This window comes from Deinococcus planocerae (assembly GCF_002869765.1).
GTDB lineage: Bacteria > Deinococcota > Deinococci > Deinococcales > Deinococcaceae > Deinococcus > Deinococcus planocerae.
In genome coordinates this window covers 1-21,924 of record NZ_PNOR01000023.1, presented here as the reverse complement: position 1 = coordinate 21,924, position 21,924 = coordinate 1, and the positions used below count along the sequence as shown (strand labels likewise).

The following is a 21,924-nucleotide window of genomic DNA, read 5'->3' as shown; positions in this document are numbered from 1 at the left end:
TCTTCCTCGCCCTGCTCCCCTTCCTGCTGTGGTCGAGTGCCGCCAAACCTCGCCGGGAGAATGCCGAGCGTGAGCGTTAAGCCCCTGCGCTCGGTGCTCTACGTGCCGGGCGACAAGCCGCGCGCCGTCGAGAAGGCCCGCACGCTGGACGCCGACGCCGTGATCCTCGATCTGGAGGATGCCGTCGCCCCCGAGGCCAAGGACGCGGCGCGGGAGAACGTGAGGGCGGCGCTCTCGTGGCACTGGTCCGGCCCGGTCCTCGTGCGGGTCAACGGCCTGGGCACCCCCTGGGAGCACGCCGACCGTGAGATGGCGCTGACGGCGGGGGCGGCGGGCCTCGTGCTCCCCAAGGTGGAGGACGCCCGCACCCTGCGCGACTTGCACCTCGGCCTCCCCCTCTGGGCGATGGTCGAGACGCCGCTCGGGGTGCTGCGCGCCGCCGAGATCGCCGCCGTGCCGGGGGTGGCGGGGCTGATCGTGGGCGCCAACGACCTCGCCCGCGCGCTCGGGACGCGCCCCGACCCCGACCGCCTGCCCCTCCTCCACGCCCTCTCGGCGGTGGTGCTGGCCGCCCGCGCGCACGGCAAAGTCCCTCTTGACGCCGTGTACAACGACGTGCGCGACCCGGAGGGCTTTGCCCGCGAGTGTGAGCAGGGCCGGACCCTGGGATTCTCTGGGAAAACGGTGATCCACCCCGGCCAGGTCGCCCCGGCCAACCTCGCCTTCGGGGTGACCCAGGCGGAGGCGGAGGAGGCCCGCGCCCTGCTCGCCGCGTGGGAGGAGGCGCGGCAGGGGGGTAAGAGCGTCACCACCTTCCGCGGCGCCCTGATCGAGCAGATGCACGTGGACGAGGCGCGGGAGAGGCTGGAGGCGTGGGAGGGGGCGCGGGCCCCCACGCCCGCCGACCCCGCCTGACGGGCCTGTCTTTCCCGCACGCCGGGGCGAGGTGGTTGAGGGAGCGTCTGCCCGAGGTGCCTGCCGAGGAACGCCAGACCGACTCGCCCGCGTGGGTCCGACCCGAGTAAGGCGCTCCTCCTGGCCGGAGGTCAGCCCGTCAAGCGCGCGTACTCCACCGCGACCCTTGCGGCCACCGCCGCGTTGTGGCGCACGAGGGCGATGTTCGCCTCCAGGCTGCGCCCGCCCGTGATCTCCACCATCCGGCCCAGCAGGTAGGGCGTCGTCTCCTTACCGCTCAGCCCGAGCGCGGCCATGTCGGCCAGCGCCCGCTCGATCTGCGGGGTGATCTCGGCGGCGGGAATCTCCGCGCCTTCGGGGATGGGGTTGGCGAGGAGGACGCCGCCCGACAGGCCCAGGGACCACTTGGCGTGCAGCACGCGCGCGGCCTCGGCTTCCGTCTGAACCGTCAGCGGCGAGGGAAAGCCGCTCGACCGCGAGTAGAAGGCGGGGAATTCTTCCGACCCCAGCGTGATCGCGGGCACACCCTGGGTTTCGAGCACCTCCAGGGTCAGGCCGATGTCGAGGATGCTCTTGACCCCGGCGCTCACCACGCACACGTCGGTGCGGGCGAGTTCGGTGAGGTCGGCGCTGACGTCCATACTCTGCCCTGCCCCCCGGTGGACGCCCCCCGTGCCGCCCGTGGCGAAGACCCGGACGCCCGCCAGCGAGGCGATCCGCATGGTGGACGCGACCGTGGTCGCCCCGTGGCCGCCCAGCGCCACCGTCACGGGCAGGTCGCGGGTGCTGATCTTCTGGACGCCCCGGTCGGTGGCGAGGAGGTGCAACTCGTCGGGGGTGAGGCCCACCTTCAGCCGCCCACCGAGGACGGCAATGGTGGCGGGCGTGGCTCCGTTCTCGCGCACGACGGCCTCCACCCCGCGCGCCATCTCGACGTTCTGCGGAAAGGGCATCCCGTGGCTGATGATCGTGCTCTCCAGCGCGACGACCGGCCCCCCGGAGGCGAGGGCGGCGGCGACCTCGGGGTGGAGGTCCATCAGGCGGGCGACTTCGGGGCGGATGGGCAGGGGGGTGGGCATGGTGTGGCTCCTTGGGTGAGGTCTTGGGTGGGTCTGTTGTCCGCCCGCGGAGCCCAGCCGCGCCCGGATGGCCGCAGGGCTCAGGAGGGGCGAGACCGCGCGCTCACTCTCGACCGTGAGCGCGGCGGCGGCGTGCCCGTGGCGGGCGGCCTCGGCGGGGGGGAAGGCGGCGAGCCGGGCGGCGAGGAAGGCGGCGAGCATGGCGTCTCCCGCGCCCGTCACGTCGGCCACGCGGGCGGGCAGGGCGGGGAGGGCGTGCGTTTCCCCCGGGGTCAGGAGCAGGCTGCCCCGCTCGCCGCGCCGCACCCAGACGGTGTGGACGCCCCGCCCGTGCAGCTCGCCCGCCGCCGCGTGAAGGGCGTCCGGCGTGTCGGGCACGAGGCGGCCCACGAGCGCGCCGAGTTCCGCCACGTTGGGGGTCACGGTGTGGGGGGCCAGCCCCGCCGCGAGGGCCGCCGACAGCCTTGCCGCCTTGGGCACGCTGACGGGCTCGAAGACGAGGGGGACAGCGGCCTCCTGGGCCAGCCCGAGCAGGTGCGCCAGTGTCTCGGCACGGAGGTTTCCGTCGGCGACGACCCAGGCCGCGTGCCGCACCAGGTCGCGCCGCGCGTCGAGGACGGCGGGGGTGAGGGCGTCCGTCGCGTCCATCGCCGCCACCGCGACGATCAGGTCGCCCCGGTGATCGAGCACCGCCGTGTATGTCCCGGTCGGGTGGTCCGTGCGGGGGGTGGCGCCCACGTCCACGCCCGAGGCCGCCGTCTCGCGCAGGAGGGCCTCCCCGAGGGGGTCGCGTCCGACCGCCGCGATGAGGGCGGTGCTCACCCCCAATCGGGCGAGGTTTTCGGCCACGTTGCGGGCCACGCCGCCGGGGGCCTGGGTCGTCCGGCCCGGGTTGCTCGTGCCGGGGACGGCGGGGGCGAGGGTGCGGGCCTTGATGTCCACGTTCGCGCCGCCGACCACGAGCACGCGGGGTGGGGGGAAGGTGGGCATGGCGTTAGCAGGGTAAAGGAAAGGGTGCGGTGGTGGGCAGGGGCACACGGGCGGCGTGAGTGGACGGGTCCTACAGAGTGCAAGGTCTGATCTTGTCGTACCCCACCCGCGTGCCCACCGTCTCGCTGCGCGAGCAAGGCGGGGCCGTGGGCCAGGAGCGGCCACTCTCTGCCATTCATGGGGCATCTGGATTGACGTTTTCAAAAGAGCAAAAGCTTTTGCTTTCTTTCCCCCTCTCCTCTCGCAGGACTCGTAGCGCTGCTTCCAGAGAGGGCCGGGGTGACTTGCAAAGCTGCGCAGCAGAGGGGGCGTGTGACCAGCTCCACCGCCCTACCCCCACCTGCGACCTGCCCCTCCCCCTTGACTCGTAGAGCTGCTTGCAGAGGGGGTGAACCGCAATCGACCTCCCACGCCCCCCACCGCCCAACGGCCTTTCCCCGTCGGTGGATCACCTCAACCTCCACAAGCCGCTCGCCCGGGTGCAAGATGGAAAACGTCTCCGCTCTGCCACCTCCTAACCCAACCCCTCGCGACTCTCGCCTTCCGTGCCTTCCGGTCCTGCCCGGGCCGTCACCCTCCTGGGAACGCGCCGCAATTGCGGTGAGAGGGGGGTGGTACGCTCGGGGGCGGTTATGGACGCTTACGACGTAGTGGTGATTGGCGGCGGCCCGGCGGGGTACGTGGCCGCGATTCGCGCCGCGCAGCTCGGCCTGGGGACCGCCTGCGTGGACGCCTTCGAACGGGAGGGCAAGGGCAGCTTGGGCGGCACCTGCCTCAACGTGGGCTGCATTCCCAGCAAGGCGATGCTCGACTCCAGCGAGAGATACGAGATGATCACCCACGAGGCCGGGGAACACGGCATCCAGGTGGACGGCGCGCGGGTGGACCTGGGCAAGATGCTCGGGCGCAAGGAAGCCGTCGTGGACAAGCTCACGGGCGGCATCGGGTACCTCTTCAAGAAGAACAAGGTCACGAGCATCCACGGTCTCGGGCGCCTCGTTCGGCAGGAGGAGGGCGGCTGGGTCGTGGACGCCGCCGGGACCGAGGTCAGGGCGAAGAACGTCATCGTGGCGACGGGCAGCAGCCCCCGCGAGCTGCCGCTGGCTCCCTTCGGCGGGCACGTGGTGGAGAACAGCGGCGCGCTCGCCTTCGAGCAGGTGCCGGGCAAACTCGGCATCATCGGGGCGGGCGTGATCGGCGTCGAGCTGGGCAGCGTGTGGCGCCGCCTGGGCGCGCAGGTGACCGTCCTCGAAGCCCTGCCCGGCTTCCTGATGGGCGCGGACGAGGCGATCAGCAAGGAAGCCCTCAAGCAGTTCCAGAAGCAGGGCCTGGAGTTCCACTTCGGGGTGCAGATCGGGGAAGTCCAGCAGCACGACTCGGGCGTCACCGTGACCTACGAGGAGAAGGGCCAGAGCGTCACGGCGAAGTTTGACAAGCTCATCGTCTCCATCGGTCGCGTGCCCCACACGGCGGGCCTGGGCGCCGAGGCGGTGGGCCTCGAACTCGACGAGCGCGGCTTCGTGAAGGTGGACGGGCACTACCGCACCAACCTCCCCGGGGTGTACGCGGTCGGCGACGTGATCGGCGGCGCGATGCTCGCCCACAAGGCGGAGGAGGAGGGCGTGGCGGTCGCCGAGCTGCTCGCCGGGCAGGCCGGGCACGTCAACTACGACGTGATCCCCTGGGTGATCTACACCAGCCCCGAAATCGCCTGGGCGGGCCTGACCGAGAAGCAGGCCAAGGACAAGGGCTTGACCGTCAAGACCGGCCAGTTCCCCTTCAGCGCGAACGGGCGGGCCCTCGGGCATGGCGACCCGCGCGGCTTCGTGAAGGTCGTCGCGGACGCGGACACCGACCGCATCCTGGGTGTCCACATGATCGGCCCGAACGTCTCCGAACTCATCGGCGAGACGGTCACCCTGATGGAATTCGGCGGCAGCGCGGAAGACCTCGCCCGCACCGTCCACGCCCACCCCACCCTCTCCGAAGTGGTGAAGGAGGCGGCCCTGGCGACGGACAAGCGCTCGCTGCACATGTAGGAGCGGGGAGGGCGAGGGGGCGGGCGGGCCGGGTGGCTCCTGCGCCCCTTCCCCGTGGCCCCTCAGCCGTGGTGGGCCGGGTCGTGGGCGAGGACCCGTCGCGTCGCCTCGGCGAGGATGCTCCGCACGTCCCCCGGCGTCTGGGCCTCGACGTACACGCGCACGACGGGTTCGGTGCCCGAGGCGCGGAACATGGCCGAGGCGCCGCCCGCGAGGAGGAGCTTCACCCCGTCGGCGGTCTTGCGGCCCTCGACCGGGTGCCCGGCGACCTCCCGGTACTCCCGCGCCTCGGCGAGCAGGGCGTCTTTGTCGAAGCCCGCGCCGAGGTGCAGGTCGTTGCGGTCGTAGTGGTGCCGGAAGCCCACCTCGGCCTCGATCTCGGCGAACAACTCGTCCAGGCTCTTCCCTGTGGCCGCGACCGCCTCGATGAGCAGCAGGCTGTTGAGCAGGCCGTCGCGCTCGGGGATGTGCCCGCGCGAGGAGAGACCGCCCGACTCCTCGCCGCCCATCAAAACGGCCTTGGTCTCGTCCGCCTGCCCCTCCAGGAAGGCGTCGGTGATGTACTTGAAGCCCACGGGGGTCTCCAGCAGCTCCAGACCCAGCCGCTCGGCGAGCAGCTCGATCACCCGGCTGCCCGAGACCGTCTTCACCACCCGCCCGCGCAGCCCGCGTCCGTGGAGGTGGCGCAAGAGCACCGCGAAGATCTGGTGGCTGTTGAAAAACCGCCCCCCCGCCGTTACCGCCCCCACCCGGTCGGCGTCCCCGTCGGTGACCACGCCGAGGGCCGTGCCCGTCTCGTCCCTGAGCAGCGCCGTCAATTCGCCGAGGTTCTGGGGGATAGGCTCGGGGTTCACCCCGTGGAAGAGTGGGGTGGGCTCGCCGTGCAGCTCGCGCAGGTCGAGGTTCAGGCCCGCGTGGCGCGCGTATCCGGTGAGCCAGCCGCACCCCGCGCCGCCCATCGGGTCGTGGATGACGGTGCCCCGGTACGCCCGCAGGGTCGCCAGGTCGAGCTGGCGGTCGAGCGCGGCGTAGTACTCCTCCTGGAGGTCGAGGGGCTGAACCGCGCCCGGCGGGCCGCCGTACGTCTCGGGACCTGCCAGCGCCCGCTCGACCTCCGCCACCACCTCCGGGGTGGCGCTGCCCCCGTAGGGCCCCTTGAGCTTGTACCCGCTGTAGGCGGGCGGATTGTGCGAGGCGGTGATCATCACCCCGCCCGCCGCTCGGTGGTGGACCACCGCGTAGGACAGGGCCGGGGTGGGGAGGTAGTCGGCGGCAAGGAGGACGTTCAGTCCCTGCTCGGCCATCACGTCGGCGACGACGCGGGCGAAACCCCTGCCCTGGAAGCGGGTGTCGAAGCCGACGACGACGAGCGAGCCCCCCTGCTCCCGCAGCGCCTGGGCGTGGGCACGGGCGACCACCCGCACGTTCCCGTAGGTGAAGTCCTCGGCGATGATGTCCCGCCAGCCGTCCGTTCCGAATTTGATGGGCATGGGTCAGCGCACTCCGTTCCCGGACTCTAGCAGGGGCGGAGAGTCTCGCCATTGACGAAATGGGGGGGCTCCGGTATGCTTCCGGGCGTGCTGAAAAGCATCCCTTGAGAGGGCGGCGGCGCGCGGAGACAAGCGAACTGCTGTGGGTGTGGCCCCATCGTCTAACGGTTAGGACACTACCCTTTCAAGGTAGCGATACGGGTTCGAATCCCGTTGGGGTCACCAGAAAAAGCCTCTGCCTCGGCGGGGGTTTTTGCTTTTGAGTCCTTCCTGGGGCCGCTATAGTGGCGCGCGTGACGCAGACTCAGGCCGGGCAGCCCGTCTTCACGCCGCCCAGGCGGGTGGGCTGGCTGATTGCGCTCGTGCCAGTCTTTCCGCCGCTGTACCTGGCCGCGTTCGCCTGTCTCGGAAGGCTGCGGACGCTGCCCCTCGCCGCCCGGTATGTCCTGTTCTTTTTCGCAGGGACTCAACTCGTCGCGGCCCTGTTTACCCCCCGGCCCCTACTCTCGCTGGGGCTGGCCGCTGGCCGCACCCTCCTGATCCTCGCCATGATCGCGGCGGGGGTGTATCTGCGAGACAGCCGGAACCTCCGGCCCCTGCTCTGGGGGCAACTCGTCATCTTCGTGACCGCCTGGGGGTACACGCTAGGCACCCAGGGTTTCGCGGGCGTGCAAGAAAGGCTGGGGCACCCCTATTACTACATCGTGTCGCTGGGGCTCGTCGCGGTCGTGGCGTTGTGGATCACGGTGTTCTGGTGGGGCGGGCGGCTGTGGTGGCGCGTTCTTGCGGGCATGCTCGCCGTCGTCACCTTTCTCGCCGCCGGGAGCCGGGGGCCGCTGCTGGCGCTGGTGGTGGGGAGTCTGGCGGCGCTGGGCCTGACGGGACGGCAACGGCGCTGGTGGGTGCTGGTGCCGGGCGTTCTCGTGCTCGCGCTGGCGGCCCTGACGAGCACCCTCAAGGTCCCGCTGGAGCCCGTGGAACGGCTGCTCAACGACCAGACCAGCGGGCGCGAGCAGGTCTGGCGAGAGGCCGTGCAGGGCTGGCAGACCAGTCCCGTCGGCGGCGTCGGCCCCTACCAGGGCGGACCGTACCTGACTTTCCTCTTCAAGGACGGGTGCCAGCTCACGCCTACGCTGGAGCGCAATGACGTCACCTGCCCGGAGTCGGTCAGCCGCTGGTCGAGCGTGTGGCTGATCGCCCATAACGTCTGGCTGCACTGGCTGCTGGAGACCGGGATCGTCGGAACACTCGGGCTGATCACCATCATGGGCTACGCCCTGTGGTGTGCCGTGCTCACCCGTGACCCCCTGACGCTCGCCCTGCTGTTCGGCTTCACGGCGATGAACGTAGTGGACGTGGTGGCTGCCCTGCCCAGCCAGCACTTCGCGGAGCTGTGGTGGGCGGCGGTGGGGCTCACGCTGGTCGCTTCCGGACGAAGGGTGGCAGATTCAACCCCCACCACAACGCCGAGATTAGAAGGAGCAGAATTCCTCCGGCCAGCAACCAGCCAGACGAGGCCATCGCCGTAGGCTTCTGCATCACAGTGATTCGCGTGAAATACAGGTAGCCACAACCCTTTGTTCCCAAAAGACAATCGACCTGCACGTTGATGTGGCTCGCCTGTGGAAAAGCCATCAACGAAACTGAGGGCCTGACCCCTGTTTGCTGGTCTCCCTTTTTAATGGACACCACTATATCGTCCACACGGGTCGTCACACGAAAAGGTTCTTTCGCGTTGATCTCAAAAAAGGCGTCTATAGGTTTTATATCCTTCGGCCACTCAAGGGAAAAACTATTCGACTCGACGTTACGGTAGTAGTTGGTGCCGTCCGATACTAGCGGTCCAGTGCCCTGAATGGTCAGGAGACTCTGCGGAGCATCTAGCCACCAGTGTTCAACACCTAACCCTACGTCAGTCTGAGCTTCGTTCCGTAGAGGCGAAGTCAGAGTAAGCCGCGTCCAGAATTGCTTGACAGTTCCATATTTACAAATGGTGGAGCCACACTGGTATTCAATGGTCAACTCGTTTCGACCGGCGTGGGTGAAGGCGCCCAACTCTCTGTTAGTATATCTCCCCTTCGGGAAGGTGTATGTATCAAGCAACCGACCGTTGAGGAAGACTCGGCCTGTCACCTCGGTGACAGGCGCGTGAACTTGATAGCGGTATTGAACGTACAATATTTCCGAGGTCGGAAAGGTCAAGGCCGTTTGTGTAGCGAGAGGGAGACGGTAGTGGGTGTCGCCTTCAGGTTGAGGGCTTGAAAACCCGCTCAGGCTCCAATCCTGCGGAACACTGGTGTTGAGGTCTTCTGCCCTGTGCTCACCCTTGGGCATGGCTACTCAGCATCGCTCTCAACGCCACCCACCGTTCCGTGTTCAGACTCACGTCCCCCGGCAGCGTCACGCCTGCCTGCGCCCGCGAGCCTTCCCGCACGTCAGGCTTTCTCCTCCTGGCGAGGTCGTACACGCTCTTGCGCCCGGTGACAATGTGCAGCACCTCGTCGGTAATCTCGGCGGCATGACGCACGGCCAGGGCGATCTCCGGCGCGATCACGTCCACATAGTCCTGCCCCGTGAACACGTCGCTGAAGGCCACCGGGTACTGGAACTCGCGCGGGCGGAAGCTGGTGCGCAGAATCAGGTGTCGCCGCGCCGCGCGGGCCGCCTCCTCCGCAACGAGCTTGGTCAGCGAGTAGTAGTTCACCACGGGGCCGGGCGTGTCGTCCTCACGGTAATTGCCCGTCTCGCCGCCGAACACGTAGTCCGTGCTGATGTGGACGAGCTTCGCCCCGACCGTGTTGGCGGCGGCGGCCACATGACGGGTGCCGATCACGTTCACCCGCCAGCAGCTCTCCCGCTCCCGCTCGGCCCCGCCCACGTTGGTGTAGGCGGCGGCGTGGACGATCACCTCGGGTCGCTCGCGCTCCACGGCCCTCATGACGCTCGCCGCGTCCGTCACGTCCAGCTCGGCGCTCGTGGGGGCCACGATGTCCGGCAGGAGGGTGCGCAGTTCCGTGCCTAACCGCCCGCTTCCGCCTGTCAGCATAATTCGCATCAGCCCCGGTCCTCGGCCCACAGGTCCTCCCCGAAGTGATTCCAGGGGAGACGGCCCTCGTTGGGGTCTTCGATGTTGAACTGGGCGTCCATGCTGTAGAGCAGGGTGGCGCCGTCGTTTCCGGCCTGGTAGCCGTGCGCCACGCCGCTGGGAATGTGCACCAGCGTGGGCTGCTCGCCGCTGAGGACCAGCTTACGCCGCACGCCCAGGGTGGGGCTCCCGGCCCGGCAGTCCACCAGCCAGACGGTCAGTTGCCCGCCGATCACACACCAGACCTCGTTCTGCTCTTCTTTGACGTGGATGTGAAAGGCGTTCACCCGTCCCGGCGCCGCCCACGACACGCTGATCTGGCGGGGCATCAGGGTGCCGGGGAGGCCCTGCACCCCTTCCTCCCCCAGCCGCAGGTACTCCATGAAGGCGCCATTCTCGCTCCGGTTCTTGCGGAGGGCGTGCGTCCAGACGCCCCCGATCTGGGGCGCGGGCGGGTAGGTCTCGAACTTGAGGATGTCTGTGAACTCGGGGGCCAGCTCGATCTTCATGGGTGCGTCCTGCCTTCCCGGGCGAGCTTGAGGAGGTAGCGCCCGTACTGGTTCTTGGCGAGACGCTGCCCCTGCTCGCGGAGGGCCTCGGTGCTGATCCAGCCGTGCCGCCACGCGACCTCCTCGGGCGAGGCGATCTTGAGGCCCTGGCGGTGTTCGATGGTCTGGATGAAGTGGCTGGCCTCCAACATGCTCTCGTGGGTGCCGGTGTCAAGCCACGCGAAGCCCCGGCTCATCACCTGCACGTCGAGCAGCCCTTCTCGCAGGTACGCCGTGTTCACGTCGGTGATCTCCAGTTCCCCGCGCGGCGAGGGCCGCAGCCCCCTGACGATCTCCACCACGTTGTGGTCGTAGTAGTACAGCCCGGTCACCGCGAAGTCCGACTTCGGGGCGGCGGGTTTCTCCTCGATGGACAGCGCCCGGCCCGCCTCGTCGAACTCCACCACCCCGTAGCGTTCGGGGTCCCTAACCTGATAGGCGAAGACGGTCGCGCCCAGGGGCCTGCGGCTGGCCGCCTGCATCAGGTCCGAGAGCTCGTTGCCGTAAAAGATGTTGTCCCCCAGGATCAGGGCGCTCGCCTGCCCCGCCACGAAGTCCTCGCCGATCAGGAAGGCCTGCGCCAGCCCCCCCGGCTCGGGCTGCACGGCGTACTCCAGCCGCAGGCCCCACTGCGATCCGTCCCCCAGGAGTTGCCGGAAGCGCGGCGTGTCCTCGGGCGTCGAGATGACGAGGATGTCGCGGATGCCGCCCAGCATCAGGGTGGTGAGCGGGTAGTAGATCATCGGTTTGTCGTAGATGGGGAGGAGTTGTTTGGAAACCGCCAGGGTCGCCGGGTAGAGCCGCGTGCCGCTGCCCCCCGCCAGGATGATGCCCCGGCGAGCGGAAGGGCCTCCCACAGGATCAGCCGTCATCGGCCCGTGTTCCCCGCCAGACGCTCGGCGTACTGCCGGTCGTAGTACTCGCGGAACTCGCCGCTGCGGACCTTTTCCCACCACGGGCGGTTCTGGGCGTACCAGCGCGCCGCCTCGGCCACGGCCTGCCGGGGGTCGTACCTCGGCGCCCAGCCCAGGGACCTCAGCTTGTCCACGTTCATGGAGTAGCGGCGGTCGTGCCCCGGTCGGTCGGTGACGTGGCGCACGAGATCATGACTGGCGTCCAGCGTCTCCAGCACGATGTCCACCATCTCCAGGTTGGTCATCTCGCGGCCCGTGCCGACGTTGTAGACCTCGCCGATTTCGCCGTGGAGCAGGACCGTCTCGATCCCGGTGCAGTGGTCGTACACGTGAGCGTAGTCGCGCATCTGCCGCCCGTCGCCATAGACGGGCAGCGGCTCGCCGAGGATGGCGTTCGTGCTGAACAACGGCACCGCCTTCTCCGGGTACTGGTACGGCCCCACGTTGTTCGCGCCGCGCGTGATCGTCACGGGCAGGCCGTAGGTGATGAAGTAGGCCTGCACGAGCTGATCCGCCGCCGCCTTGCTCGCCGCGTAGGGGCTGCGGGGGGCGAGGGGATCGGTCTCGACGCTCTGGTGGCCGTCGGGGATGTGGCCGTACACCTCATCGGTGCTGATGTGGTGCAGCCGCAGACCCAGCTCGCGGGCCACCTCCAGCAGGACGTGGGTGCCGCGCACGTTCGTGTCCGTGAAGACGAGCGGCCCCAGAATGCTCTGATCCACATGCGTCTCGGCGGCGAAGTTGACGATCAGGTCGGTGGCGTTCTCCTGGCAGGCGGCGCGCACGCTGCCCAGGTCTGCGATGTCGCCCACCACCAGCGAGAGGTTCGGGTGGTCCCACAGGTCATGCAGGTTTTCCTTCCGGCCCGCGTAGGTCAGCTTGTCGTACACGACGACGCGGCTTTCCGGATGCTGGCCCAGCCAGTAACGCACGAAGTTGCTGCCGATGAAGCCGCAGCCTCCTGTCACGAGCAGGTTCTTCACAACTTCTCCTTTGTCTTCTGCTGGTCCCAGTGGTAGCTGTGCATACTCAGCTTTTTCTTGATGGACAGAGAAAGCATCCGGTGACGCTTACCCACCTGGAAGCCTGTAAACTTGGCTGCGGCTTCGGCAAACACCCGCGGTAGCAGCTCAACCCGCCCATGTCTTAGGACGTACCGAATCTGCTTATATACAAATCGGAGTCCTTCACCACTCACTCTAGCTCCCGCCAGTTCTGGTCCGGCATCAGCCAGAAAAGCTCCCACATCGAAGTTGCGACGGAACTGCTGCTTAAGGGTGTATTCATGCGAATGGATAACTTCGGCCTCCGCGACGTACCTGATGCGGTGTCCGGCCCGCAGAAGTCTGGCGGCCAGTGTCATGTCCTCATTCATGATCACGTGTTCCGGAAAACCGCCCACGCTCCAGAAGATATCCGCCCGCACGGCTGAGCAGACGTTGGAAAAAAAGAAGGCCTTGATACCCATACGGGTGATATCTGCCTCAGCGCGAGTCTGGCTGGTATCTGGGTAGTTGAAATAACGCGAGAACTTCTCCAGCAAAGACGCCTCCGGCCTGGGGAGCTGACGGGCGAAGGTCGCCACCGCTTCCCCGGACACGATGGGGCCGACCAACTTCTCAAGCCACCTTTCGTCAACCGCAAGGGCGTCCTGGGTCAGAAAAACCAGAATATCGGAGCCGACCGCAAGGCGAGCACCGAGGTTACGGGTCCCACCATGATTGAAGAACGCTTTGGAGATACGCACAACAGCATAACCGAGCCCTTCCAGCATCTCCACACTCCCGTCGCTTGAATCGGAGTCGATAAAAAGAACTCGTTTCGGAAGATAGGTCTGTATAGAAAAGGCGGAAATTAAACTAAGTATATGAGGGGTGGCATTAAGGGTAGGCACAACGACCGTAATAGACTGCTTACTTCGCTCAATGCTACTCATACAAAGATCACCCAGGCAAGATTTTTCAGGAGAGTGGATTTGAAAAACTTGTGCCTAACGAGAGAATAACGGCGTGACGGATAAGATAAACTCGGTAACTCGGAGTAAATTCTCGCCAATTCTACCCAGGGACTGTCGACATAACGCTGGGCGAAGGCACCCGCCTGTGCCGTACTCTCCAGCAAGGAAGTCCTGATCTGTTCTCTGTACTGAAACTGTTTTACCGGGTTGATTACAAAACGTTTGGCTCCTACATTATTATCACGGTGCTGCCTATACAACACCGTCACCTCGGGAAGCCAGACGACCTTACCGAACGCACAGGCAACCATCGCCAGCCACCAATCATGCATCACGGCTTGACAGGGGATCGGCAGAGCTATCTTCAAGAGCGCCCTATTAACCATCATTGCGCAGCCAGTCACAGCATTCTGAGTCATGATCAAGTTAAAATGGTCCCCCCAGCGTGGATCTATTGCCTGATAGTACCAGAGTGAATCAGATATGGGACTGCCTGCCTCATCTATAAGACTCAAATCACTGTGAACAAGCAGGGGAGTATCCTCACCATAGACGCTTTCATAGAACTGGATAACCTGTTCGAACCGGTCGAGTTTACCCGGCATCCACACGTCGTCCTGGTCCGCACAGTAGACATAACGTGCCGAGGTCTGACCCAGCAGGAACGCGAAGTTCTCCTTGGGTCCTCCAGCAGGGGGATGGACCAATAGGCGGACCATGCTCTCCTGCCCCGCGATCCTTCTGAGCAGCTCCCGGGTTCCATCCGTGGACCCATCATCGTGCACCAGCAACTCGTCACGGTCACCCATCTGAGACAAAATACTTTCGAGTTGCTGTTCCAAAAACCGTTCACCATTGTAGGTAGCAAGAACTATCTGTCTATCAATCTGTGATCTCATCGTGCCTTCCTAAGTGGAAAAACTTCCCTGCCGACCCTACTCCTGTAAGCTGTTGATATTTTATGGACAAACATAAGTATGATGGTTGTAATAATGAAATACACCACTCTCGTTGAAAATATGCTGTTTGTTCTGAGTTGATCGAGTAGAAGCGCATACAGCGCTGGGTACAATAAGACTCCCCAGGGATTCATTGAAATGTAAAGGCTATACATATAATGTAAAGATAAGTACGAAAATAAGACTACAAATAATCCCCACACACCAAGATCTAGGAAGGAGTATCCGTAAATGCTAAATGTGTTATAACGTGGGTCCACGCCTAGGCGTGCAGCATACGCAAAATCATCCTCCCTGCTTTTAATGGGAATGTGACCAAATACACCCTCATACACCGCCTGCGTACCAAAGACCTCGCTAAGAAGAGGAACACCAAACGTGGACCTCAAAGTCCAATACAGTGGCTGACCAGTTCTATTCTGGGAGACGATCGTCGAGCCATGGCTGAGTGATATAGAGTAGTACTTCCCCATTTCCTCGAAGCCACGCCCGAGGTTATCTCCATACCGGGCCGCCTGTAACCCGGCCACTCCAACAATCAGGAGCACACCAGAGATAAGCAGGCCCATAAGTAATCTAACACGCAGCCTCGAAAGTAGAGCTGATGTTAGTATAATGGAGACAAGGGTGTCTAAGAAGAGAATCCGAGCTCCATATAGGTTAGAGGCGGCGAACAGAAGCAGCACAGGTAGTGCTAGCATAAGGAGCGACAAGCGAATGCCTTTATGCAGTACCAACGGCACAACAGCTACAGGCAGAATGTAATTCAAACTGATGAGATAACCCACCGTCCTAGGAGCATTATATTGCACATCGATGATAAATTGAGTACGTCCAAAATTCGCGATGGCGTTGGTCAAACCGCCGTACAACTCCACAAGTTGTCCTATAAGAAATATATTTCCTAGAGAGACCATTACTATCAGGACAATAGACGCTTTCCATACTAACGAGCCAAAAACAGTAGAGGCAGATACCCTGAACCTACTGGCTAAGCGCTCCCATATGAGTGCATAAACCAGATATACAATCGCTGGAATCGAAACAAGAACAACATACGCAAGGGTGAAAGATGGCTTCCCCCAGATTAAAATAAGGGCGAGCACAGTCTGAAGTCCGATGATCCAGATGGGATTGAACACCAGCGCGAAGGGCTTCTTATAACTCATTATACGCTTCCAAAGTTTTTTTCCCTACGTCAGGCCAGGTTAGAGAAGGTGGGAAGGGTGGAGTGGGAAGATTTTTGTACAAGGCTCTCTTCAAAGTCGCCCTCAAGCTCACTACACTGTACGGCGTGCACACGAAAACATGTTCTTCTAGCCAGTTACCGAAATAGGTTTCGACCGGGCAGAATTCCTGGGACGATACGACAATCTTGAGCCCGGAAGCCAGGGCTTCCAGGCTACTCAGCCCGGGAGATTCTCGAAAAGAGGGTAAGGCATGGACTGTATGCTCGTGCATAAGCTTGACCATCTCCTCCTGTGGCAAATGATCTTCTATCAAAGTGAAGTTGTGTCTGACCGCCTCGGCCCTCACGCGTTGGTTATATCTTAGATGATGACCTGCCCGGCCAACCAGGGTCAACTTCACGTCGGGCATCTTCGCCACCGCGCGTATCAGGGCAAGCTGGTTCTTGGTTGGCTCTATGCGCGCACAGCAGATGACCCCTGCTCTTCTAGTTGAATACTCCGGTCTGAAGATGCCGGTGTCCACCGCATTCATCACAACACGGTGAGGAGGCAGGTTGATGCCGAAGTCCCGTCTCAGGCACCTCATCTCTTCCTCCGAATTAGGCAACAGGAGATCGGCCGCCCTGATAGTGTCTCGTATCTCAGATAACCACCCCGAGCGGAAGGTCTTTACAGCTACCCGGAAAAACGGATGACTCAGCTCCCAGAGTGGGTTGGGAACACCAAAGAAGCTGGAGAGCAGGCTGCTCTGTTGTGCGTGACTCAAATCCCACCATATCGTAGAGAAAACTGTGGGCTTGCCGGCATGACGGGCCGCACGCAAAGCTGGCAGGGAACTTCTGGGCGTCTGGGCGTTAAAGACATGCACGATATCCGACCACTTCAGACTTTCGGCGGTTGGTTGACCAAGCCGGACCTGGACGCCCAACGCTTCCAGAGCAGCCGCCGTCTTTTGCAACTGAATAGTGTCTCCTCCAGGACGCGTAAGGGCGTCGGGCCGGGTTATAAATAAAACTTTCATCATAAAATCCCCGAAACACCTATCTGTCGCTTTTGTTTCCAATGAGAACAAACCCGCCACCCCAGGAGGGCAGCAAGCGTCAATTCGCCAATCACCAATCCACAGGCTACGCCCCAGAAAGATAGACGGTGGGATAGGACCAAGAACATCGCAAAGGCAAACAGGCTGCTGATCGTGAAGGCAGTCGCGTACCAGGACGCTTCTCCGACATTGGTGAGATACTGGATTCCCAACAAATTGTTCAACACGCCAAAGACCACCCAGGGACTGAGCACGACAAGGACATTGGCAAATCGCCTATAATCGGCACCAAATAACCACTCTACACCGCCCACCTCTGTCATTACGATCATCAGGACGGCCAACACGACTGATAATGTCAGGAGAGGAAGACCAAACCGCCGGAGAACAGACAGGCCTTCTTGATACGAGGCCGTGAAGCTGGCGCTCACACGCGGGTAGATAGCCTGAGTCACAGGCGTGAGCATGCTGGCGACCCCTTTGCCTACACGCTCCACTGCCGCATAACCTCCGGCGACTTGGGCTCCCGCCGTGGCGCCGAGCACCAGAATCCCCGAGTTGGTCAGGAGAGTGCTGAAAATCGCGGTCTGGAAAATATGCCAGCCGTCCAACAGTTCGGCCCGCATACCGGCCAGGGAAGGGCGGGCACCTCGGCGGGGAGTCAGTTGCCCTGCCCTCCACAGCGCGAGGCCAACAGGCAAAGCGGTCCCGAGTGTCTGCGCCCAGAGGGCCACACCTACATCCTGAGCCGAGCGCACCAGCGCCAATGTCAGGGCAGCCGCACTCAGCCTCGCCGACAGCACCACCACACTTACCAGCGTCATGCGTTGGTAGCCCTGAAAGAGCCACAGCGGAGTCAAAGCATTCCCCAGAACCAAGATCCCGAGAGCCAGGGCCACCGAGGGCGTCAGCTTCAGATAGGGAATAAAGCTCACGGCCAGACACATCCCCACGGTTGCGAGGAGAGCCAGGACTATCCGGGAGGACATAACATTCACATACACGTCTTGCACCTCCTGACCCTGCTCCAACATCGCCGCTACCTTACGCGTCGCCGACAGTTGAAACCCATAGTCAGTCAGTACCAGCCCGTAGGTGGCAATCGTCTGAAGGGTCGCCAGCCGCCCATAACCAGCGACACCCAGGGTGTTAGCCAGGAAGGGAAGGAGAAAAAGCGGTATGACGTAATTGGCAATCTGGACGATGTAGAGGGCACCGGCATTGCGAGCAACGTCAGCGCTTCTGGGATTGGCTCTCAATATGCACCCTTCCCCCGAATGACCACCCGCACCGTCTGGAGCAGGATCACCATATCCAGCCACGGGCTCCAGTTGGTGATGTAGAAGTGGTCCATCCCTACCCGTTCCTCGTAGCTCGTGTCGCTGCGGCCGTTGGCCTGCCAGTAGCCGCTCATGCCGGGCCGCACCTGCTTGTACACGGCGTAGATATCCCCGTACTTGCAGACCTCGGCCTGCACGATGGGGCGCGGCCCGACCAGACTCATGGTCCCCAGCAGCACGTTGGCGAGCTGCGGGAGCTCGTCGAGGCTGGTCTTGCGCAGGAAAGCACCCGCCCGGGTCACGCGCGGGTCATCCTTGAGCTTGTGGGTCGCCTCGAATTCGGCGCGCAGGTCCGCGTCGGCGTCGAGCATCTCCCCCAGCCGGGCCTCGGCGTCCTGATGCATCGAGCGGAACTTGAAGCAGTCGAAGGACCGCCCGTCACGGCCCAGACGGCGGGCCCGGTAGACGATGGGGCCGGGGCTATCGAGCCGGATGGCGAGCGCGATCAGCACCAGCGCGGGGAGGATCAACAGTCCCCCCACCCCGGCGCCGACGAGGTCCAGGGTCCGCTTGATGCCGCGCGACTGGAGGCTGCGCAGGTTGTTGCGAATCTCCACGCTAGCGAGGCTGCCGATGTTGTGCGGCTGGAGAGCCTGGTTGGGCACCCCGAACAGGTCGGGAATCACCCAGGTAATGGGGAACGCGCTATACACGCTGTTGACGATCCGCTTCTGGGTCTCGGCGCGGGCGCTGGGAATCGAGATGATCGCCTGCTCGGTGCGGGGCTCGGCGAGCGCGAGGTCAATCGGTCCGACCACCGGAACCCCATGAACCCGGCGGCCGTGCAGCGCGGGATTGTCGTCATACGCGGCGACCGGCTTCAGGCCGTAGGAGGGGTGGGTCTGAAGATGGGCAATGGTCAGCGAGGCGGTGTGCCCGGCCCCGATCACGCTGACGGCCCGGCCATACCGGCCCGCTCCGACCAGCAAACCGCGCACCGCGTACCGCACGAGCAGGGCCAGGGGTAGCGCGAGTGCCCATTCCATCACCACGCCGATGGCGCTGGGCGCAAAACGGGGCAGGGCGAAGGCGGCGGCGACCTGCACGACCGCGATTTGCAGCGTGCCGGTGGTATGCAGGCGCAGTTCCGTCTGGGGCGAACGGCCATACCCCGGATACAGTCCCTGGTAGGTTCGCCACAGCAGCCAGACCCCCAGCCAGATCAACGTGGTTTTCAGACTGACCCGGCCTTGATCCGTGAGGCTCAGCAGGGTATTGGTCAGGGCGTGGGCCAGCAGCACGCTCGCCGCGTCCCCCAGGATGAGCGCCAGCGATTGAAACAGACTTCGCAGCCAAACCGGCGCGGCGCGCTGGCCGGCGCGGGCAAGCGGCGTGGGGGCGGAGCGTTGAACGCTCATGATCAACGGGCTTCCTTGGTGCGGGGAGCGTAGCCGTAGCCGTAGGTCCGGACCTCCTGGTTGGAGGCGTCCACCTTGTTGATGATAAAGCCCATCACCGCCAGCCCCGCGCCCTGCGCCCGCCGCAGCACCTGCCGCACCGCCTGGAGGCTCGTCTTGCCCTCCTCAGTCACGAGCAGCACCGCGTCGGCGTGCTTGCCGATGACGAGCGCGTCGGCAATGGCCAGCAGAGGCGGGCTGTCGATGAGCACGAGGTCGTAGTGCTGACCCCAGCGACCCAGCAGACTCCCGAGGTCGGGGCGGTTGAGCAGGGTCAGGCTGTCGTGCAGTCCCGGACCGGCGGGCAGCACGTGGACCCCCTGCTCCGCCTCCATCACCTGAACGTTCTCGGGGGCGCGCAGGGCGTCTTGAAAGGTCCGTGCCCCGCCCGTCCCGCTGAGCTGGTGCCAGACGTGTTCACGGTCGTACTTGTCCCACACCTCCTGCTGGGTCCCCCGGCGCAGGTCCGCGTCGATGATCAGGACCCGCTTGCCGCTCTCCGCCAGCCCGTCCGCCAGAGTCGCGGTGAGGCTGCTCTTGCCCTCGCCGGGCACGGTGGAGGAGATCATCACGCGCCTGCCGGATTGATTGCCCAGACGGCTCAGCAGGTTGACCCGGAGAAACCCCACCGCCTCGTAGAGTCCGGCCTGCCGCGCCGCCCGCACGATGCCGCTGAAGACCACATCACGGCGGCGCAGGCGCGGAATCGAACCCAACGTGGGCAGCCCGAAGTTGAGCAGGTCCTCCTCACTGCGAACAGTGCGATCGAGGACGGTGCGCAGGGCGGCGACCCCACTTCCCAGCAGCAACACAAGTAGCCCGGTCAGTACCGCGTTACGCAGCGGCTTGGGAGCCACGGGGTTGAGCGGCGGCACAGCGGGCGCGACCAGTTCGAGCGAGCCGGTTGCCCCCTCCGCCTGAATCGTCGCCTGGGCGAGATTGCGCTGGGCATTCGCGCGAGCGGCCACTAGGGTCTGCCGCTCCAGGTCGCTGAGGGTGCCCGCCGCAAGCTGGCGGTCGATCTCGGCGAGCTGGGCGCGCAGGCTGGTCTCGGCACGCTGAACGCCCCGCAGGGCCCGGCCCTGATCCCAGTTTAGCAGCGCCTGCGCGGTGATGTCGGCGAGCAGGGTGGCGGCTTGGGCGCTCGGCCCCTGGGCCGTCACGGTGTAGATGCCGTTGCCGCCCGGATCGAGGCGGCTGAGTAACTCCACTGTGCGCACGTCCCGCTTTTGCAGTTCCTCCTGCAAGTCGCCTGCGATCTCACCGCGCACAGCAGGCGCCAGCCGGGACTCGGTTCGCACCCGCCGGATTACCTCACCGAGCACGATAGGTCCCTGCAACGCCTCCTGGAGGGCGCCCTCCGGGAGGGGCGGGGCCGTCACCTGTGAGTCGCGCAGGGTGCCCACGTCGCCGTTGCCGGTGGTGATCAGGCTGGACGAGGCCTCGTACACGTCGGGCTGGGCCCGCGACCAGAGGTACACCGCCAGCGCCAGCGCCAGCGCCGTGAGCAGGATGACGGGAAAGCGCCGCCGGACGCCGTGCCACAGCGTCCCGAGATCGACCTCGTTCTCCGCCTCGCGTCCGGAGCGGCCCGCCGGGTAGACCTCCGGGTCCCGTTGCATGATCACGCGAACCGCTCCAGTTCCGGGTGCGCCTTGAGCTGCTGCACGACCTTCTTGATGTCCTGGGTGCGGTCCTTGCGGACTACCAGCGTGACCTCGGCGGTCCGCACGACCACCACGTCCTCCAGCCCGATGGTGGCGATCAGGTCGTCGCCCTGGGTGGTGTAAAGGATCGCTCCCCCGGTGTCGAGCCCCACGTGCCGCCCGACCGCCACGTTCGCGTTCTCGGTCTTCAGGAGACGCTCCAGAGCGTTCCAGTCCCCGAGGTCGTCCCAGCCGAACTCGGCGGGGATCACGACCACCTGATCGGACTTCTCCAGGATGGCGTAGTCGATGCTGATCTTCTCCAGCGTGGGAAAGACCGCGCGCACACCCGCAAGCGAGCGCCCCTGGCCCACCGCCTCCCTCAAGCGCGCGTACATCTCGGGCTGGTAGCGCTCGAAGGCGGCGAGGATCGAGCCCACCCGCCACAGGAACATCCCGCTGTTCCAGGTGTAGCGACCGTCGGCGAGAAAGGCCTGGGCCGTCCCCGCGTCGGGCTTCTCCGTGAAGCGGCTCACCGCGTAGGCGGGCAGCTCGCCGCCGAGCAGCTCCTCGCCCGCCTGGATGTACCCGTAGCCCGTGGCAGGGTAGGTGGGGGTGATCCCGATGGTCACGAGCCGCCCGGTCCCGCCCGCCACCTCGATGGCCCGGCGCATCACCCGGTCGAAGGCTTCGGCGTCGCTCACGCGGTGGTCGGCGGGGAAGACGCCCATCACCGCGCCTGGGTGCTCCTGCGCGAGCCGCAGCGCGGCAAAGAGCACGGCGGGGGCGGTGTCGCGCGCAAGGGGGTCCACGAGCAGGGTCTCGATGGGCATGTCGGGCAGGTGTTCGAGCACCTGGGTGCGGTAGTCGCCGCCCGTCACGACCATCACGCTCTCGGGCTGGCCGCTCACCCGGCTCAAGCGGTCGCTCGTCGCCTGAAGTAAGCTGCGGCCCGTCTCGTCGAGGGCCAGGAACTGTTTGGGACGGTTCCGGCGCGAGAGCGGCCAGAACCGCTCGCCGCTGCCTCCCGCCGGAATCACCGGGATGAACGCCGTCATACCCGGGCGCCCCGCGGCCTGGCGGGCGGCGTCTCGACATTTCGTGTCGGTCCGCGGCCCGCACGCTGCGCCGCCAGACCTGATCTGGGATTTCTCATCGCGTCTCCTGAAGAGGCGGCTCCGGCAGAGCCATCACCTGAACGTTATACTCAGGAGTTGCACCTGCATAACGACGGGGAAGCGCTCCCAGCCGAGAAAATCTGGGAGTGTCTACGTCACAGATTCTGGGGGAGCGCGTCCGCATTCTGGCAGATGAGTTCCTGGCCGTTCCAACC

Annotated in this window: 17 protein-coding genes, 1 tRNA gene and 1 pseudogene; 4 read left to right on the top strand and 15 right to left on the bottom strand. The window is 64.9% G+C overall.

Annotation, left to right across the window (positions count from 1 at the left end; genetic code table 11):
* The first annotated feature begins 69 nt into the window (after positions 1 to 69).
* Complete coding sequence (locus A7B18_RS13810; RefSeq protein WP_102127328.1) at positions 70 to 915, top strand: HpcH/HpaI aldolase/citrate lyase family protein; 846 nt, start codon at positions 70 to 72, stop codon at positions 913 to 915.
* Between the two features lie 131 nt (positions 916 to 1,046).
* Here the strand turns inward: A7B18_RS13810 and A7B18_RS13805 are convergent, their stop codons facing one another.
* Together A7B18_RS13805 and A7B18_RS13800 are read right to left on the bottom strand one after the other, a co-directional pair.
* Positions 1,047 to 1,994, bottom strand: a complete 948-nt coding sequence (locus A7B18_RS13805; RefSeq protein ID WP_102127327.1) for a pseudouridine-5'-phosphate glycosidase — start codon at positions 1,992 to 1,994, stop codon at positions 1,047 to 1,049.
* 99 nt (positions 1,995 to 2,093) lie between these two features.
* Positions 2,094 to 2,984 (bottom strand): annotated as a pseudogene (locus tag A7B18_RS13800) (carbohydrate kinase family protein); the annotation flags it as partial.
* 632 nt (positions 2,985 to 3,616) lie between these two features.
* Here A7B18_RS13800 and lpdA point away from each other — a divergent pair.
* Positions 3,617 to 5,023, top strand: coding sequence for a dihydrolipoyl dehydrogenase (gene lpdA, locus A7B18_RS13795; RefSeq protein WP_102127282.1), 1,407 nt, complete (start codon positions 3,617 to 3,619; stop codon positions 5,021 to 5,023).
* A gap of 62 nt (positions 5,024 to 5,085) precedes the next feature.
* On the opposite strand, the gene A7B18_RS13790 is transcribed toward lpdA, so the two are convergent.
* A complete protein-coding gene (locus tag A7B18_RS13790) occupies positions 5,086 to 6,513 on the bottom strand; it encodes a phosphoglucomutase/phosphomannomutase family protein (RefSeq protein ID WP_102127281.1) in 1,428 nt (475 codons plus the stop codon).
* A 150-nt stretch (positions 6,514 to 6,663) separates the two neighbouring features.
* On the opposite strand from A7B18_RS13790, the gene A7B18_RS13785 reads away from it, so the two are divergent.
* Both A7B18_RS13785 and A7B18_RS13780 read left to right on the top strand, forming a co-directional pair.
* Positions 6,664 to 6,738: transfer RNA gene (locus A7B18_RS13785), tRNA-Glu, on the top strand.
* A gap of 68 nt (positions 6,739 to 6,806) precedes the next feature.
* The gene (locus A7B18_RS13780) at positions 6,807 to 8,042 is read left to right on the top strand and encodes an O-antigen ligase family protein (protein ID WP_102127326.1); all 1,236 of its coding nucleotides are present in this window, start codon (positions 6,807 to 6,809) and stop codon (positions 8,040 to 8,042) included.
* A 791-nt stretch (positions 8,043 to 8,833) separates the two neighbouring features.
* On the opposite strand, the gene A7B18_RS13775 is transcribed toward A7B18_RS13780, so the two are convergent.
* The 12 genes from A7B18_RS13775 to A7B18_RS13725 all read right to left on the bottom strand — a co-directional run bounded on the left by A7B18_RS13775 (position 8,834) and on the right by A7B18_RS13725 (position 21,649).
* Positions 8,834 to 9,559, bottom strand: coding sequence for an SDR family oxidoreductase (locus A7B18_RS13775; protein ID WP_245872885.1), 726 nt, complete (start codon positions 9,557 to 9,559; stop codon positions 8,834 to 8,836).
* Between the two features lie 8 nt (positions 9,560 to 9,567).
* Positions 9,568 to 10,107, bottom strand: coding sequence for a dTDP-4-dehydrorhamnose 3,5-epimerase family protein (locus A7B18_RS13770; protein WP_102127279.1), 540 nt, complete (start codon positions 10,105 to 10,107; stop codon positions 9,568 to 9,570).
* On the bottom strand, positions 10,104 to 11,018 hold the full coding sequence (gene rfbA / locus A7B18_RS13765) for a glucose-1-phosphate thymidylyltransferase RfbA (protein WP_102127278.1): 915 nt from the start codon (positions 11,016 to 11,018) through the stop codon (positions 10,104 to 10,106). Before rfbA ends, A7B18_RS13770 begins: the two co-directional genes overlap by 4 nt.
* Positions 11,015 to 12,043: a dTDP-glucose 4,6-dehydratase gene (gene rfbB / locus A7B18_RS13760; RefSeq protein ID WP_180970165.1), complete on the bottom strand. Its 1,029-nt coding sequence runs from the start codon at positions 12,041 to 12,043 to the stop codon at positions 11,015 to 11,017. The genes rfbA and rfbB overlap by 4 nt, the downstream gene beginning before the upstream one ends.
* Positions 12,040 to 12,996 carry a glycosyltransferase family 2 protein gene (locus A7B18_RS13755; protein WP_102127276.1) on the bottom strand — a complete coding sequence of 319 codons (957 nt, stop codon included), beginning with the start codon at positions 12,994 to 12,996 and terminating at the stop codon, positions 12,040 to 12,042. Before A7B18_RS13755 ends, rfbB begins: the two co-directional genes overlap by 4 nt.
* Entirely contained in the window at positions 12,993 to 13,916 is a 924-nt protein-coding gene (locus tag A7B18_RS13750) for a glycosyltransferase family 2 protein (RefSeq protein WP_102127275.1), read from the bottom strand. The genes A7B18_RS13755 and A7B18_RS13750 overlap by 4 nt, the downstream gene beginning before the upstream one ends.
* Entirely contained in the window at positions 13,913 to 15,145 is a 1,233-nt protein-coding gene (locus tag A7B18_RS21480) for a hypothetical protein (protein WP_146009544.1), read from the bottom strand. Before A7B18_RS21480 ends, A7B18_RS13750 begins: the two co-directional genes overlap by 4 nt.
* The gene (locus tag A7B18_RS13745; RefSeq protein ID WP_180970163.1) at positions 15,135 to 16,124 is read right to left on the bottom strand and encodes a glycosyltransferase family 4 protein; all 990 of its coding nucleotides are present in this window, start codon (positions 16,122 to 16,124) and stop codon (positions 15,135 to 15,137) included. Before A7B18_RS13745 ends, A7B18_RS21480 begins: the two co-directional genes overlap by 11 nt.
* Before the next feature lie 62 nt (positions 16,125 to 16,186).
* On the bottom strand, positions 16,187 to 17,467 hold the full coding sequence (locus A7B18_RS13740) for an oligosaccharide flippase family protein (RefSeq protein ID WP_180970162.1): 1,281 nt from the start codon (positions 17,465 to 17,467) through the stop codon (positions 16,187 to 16,189).
* Positions 17,464 to 18,906 (bottom strand): undecaprenyl-phosphate galactose phosphotransferase WbaP, encoded by a 1,443-nt coding sequence (gene wbaP / locus A7B18_RS13735; protein WP_102127272.1) that lies wholly within the window; start codon positions 18,904 to 18,906, stop codon positions 17,464 to 17,466. The genes A7B18_RS13740 and wbaP overlap by 4 nt, the downstream gene beginning before the upstream one ends.
* A 2-nt stretch (positions 18,907 to 18,908) precedes the next feature.
* The gene (locus tag A7B18_RS13730) at positions 18,909 to 20,567 is read right to left on the bottom strand and encodes a tyrosine-protein kinase domain-containing protein (RefSeq protein WP_102127325.1); all 1,659 of its coding nucleotides are present in this window, start codon (positions 20,565 to 20,567) and stop codon (positions 18,909 to 18,911) included.
* Between the two features lie 2 nt (positions 20,568 to 20,569).
* Positions 20,570 to 21,649 (bottom strand): mannose-1-phosphate guanylyltransferase, encoded by a 1,080-nt coding sequence (locus tag A7B18_RS13725; RefSeq protein WP_102127271.1) that lies wholly within the window; start codon positions 21,647 to 21,649, stop codon positions 20,570 to 20,572.
* Positions 21,650 to 21,924 lie beyond the last annotated feature (275 nt).

Bases quoted from the DNA above. Each gene is read 5' to 3' on its own strand.
- wbaP (WP_102127272.1), bottom strand. From the start codon at position 18,906: ATGAGCGTTCAACGCTCCGCCCCCACGCCGCTTGCCCGCGCCGGCCAG.
- A7B18_RS13725 (WP_102127271.1), bottom strand. From the start codon at position 21,649: ATGACGGCGTTCATCCCGGTGATTCCGGCGGGAGGCAGCGGCGAGCGG.
- A7B18_RS13755 (WP_102127276.1), bottom strand. From the start codon at position 12,996: ATGAGTAGCATTGAGCGAAGTAAGCAGTCTATTACGGTCGTTGTGCCT.
- lpdA (WP_102127282.1), top strand. From the start codon at position 3,617: ATGGACGCTTACGACGTAGTGGTGATTGGCGGCGGCCCGGCGGGGTAC.
- A7B18_RS13770 (WP_102127279.1), bottom strand. From the start codon at position 10,107: ATGAAGATCGAGCTGGCCCCCGAGTTCACAGACATCCTCAAGTTCGAG.
- A7B18_RS21480 (WP_146009544.1), bottom strand. From the start codon at position 15,145: ATGAGTTATAAGAAGCCCTTCGCGCTGGTGTTCAATCCCATCTGGATC.
- A7B18_RS13775 (WP_245872885.1), bottom strand. From the start codon at position 9,559: ATGCTGACAGGCGGAAGCGGGCGGTTAGGCACGGAACTGCGCACCCTC.
- A7B18_RS13805 (WP_102127327.1), bottom strand. From the start codon at position 1,994: ATGCCCACCCCCCTGCCCATCCGCCCCGAAGTCGCCCGCCTGATGGAC.
- A7B18_RS13750 (WP_102127275.1), bottom strand. From the start codon at position 13,916: ATGAGATCACAGATTGATAGACAGATAGTTCTTGCTACCTACAATGGT.
- A7B18_RS13790 (WP_102127281.1), bottom strand. From the start codon at position 6,513: ATGCCCATCAAATTCGGAACGGACGGCTGGCGGGACATCATCGCCGAG.
- rfbA (WP_102127278.1), bottom strand. From the start codon at position 11,018: ATGACGGCTGATCCTGTGGGAGGCCCTTCCGCTCGCCGGGGCATCATC.
- A7B18_RS13730 (WP_102127325.1), bottom strand. From the start codon at position 20,567: ATGCAACGGGACCCGGAGGTCTACCCGGCGGGCCGCTCCGGACGCGAG.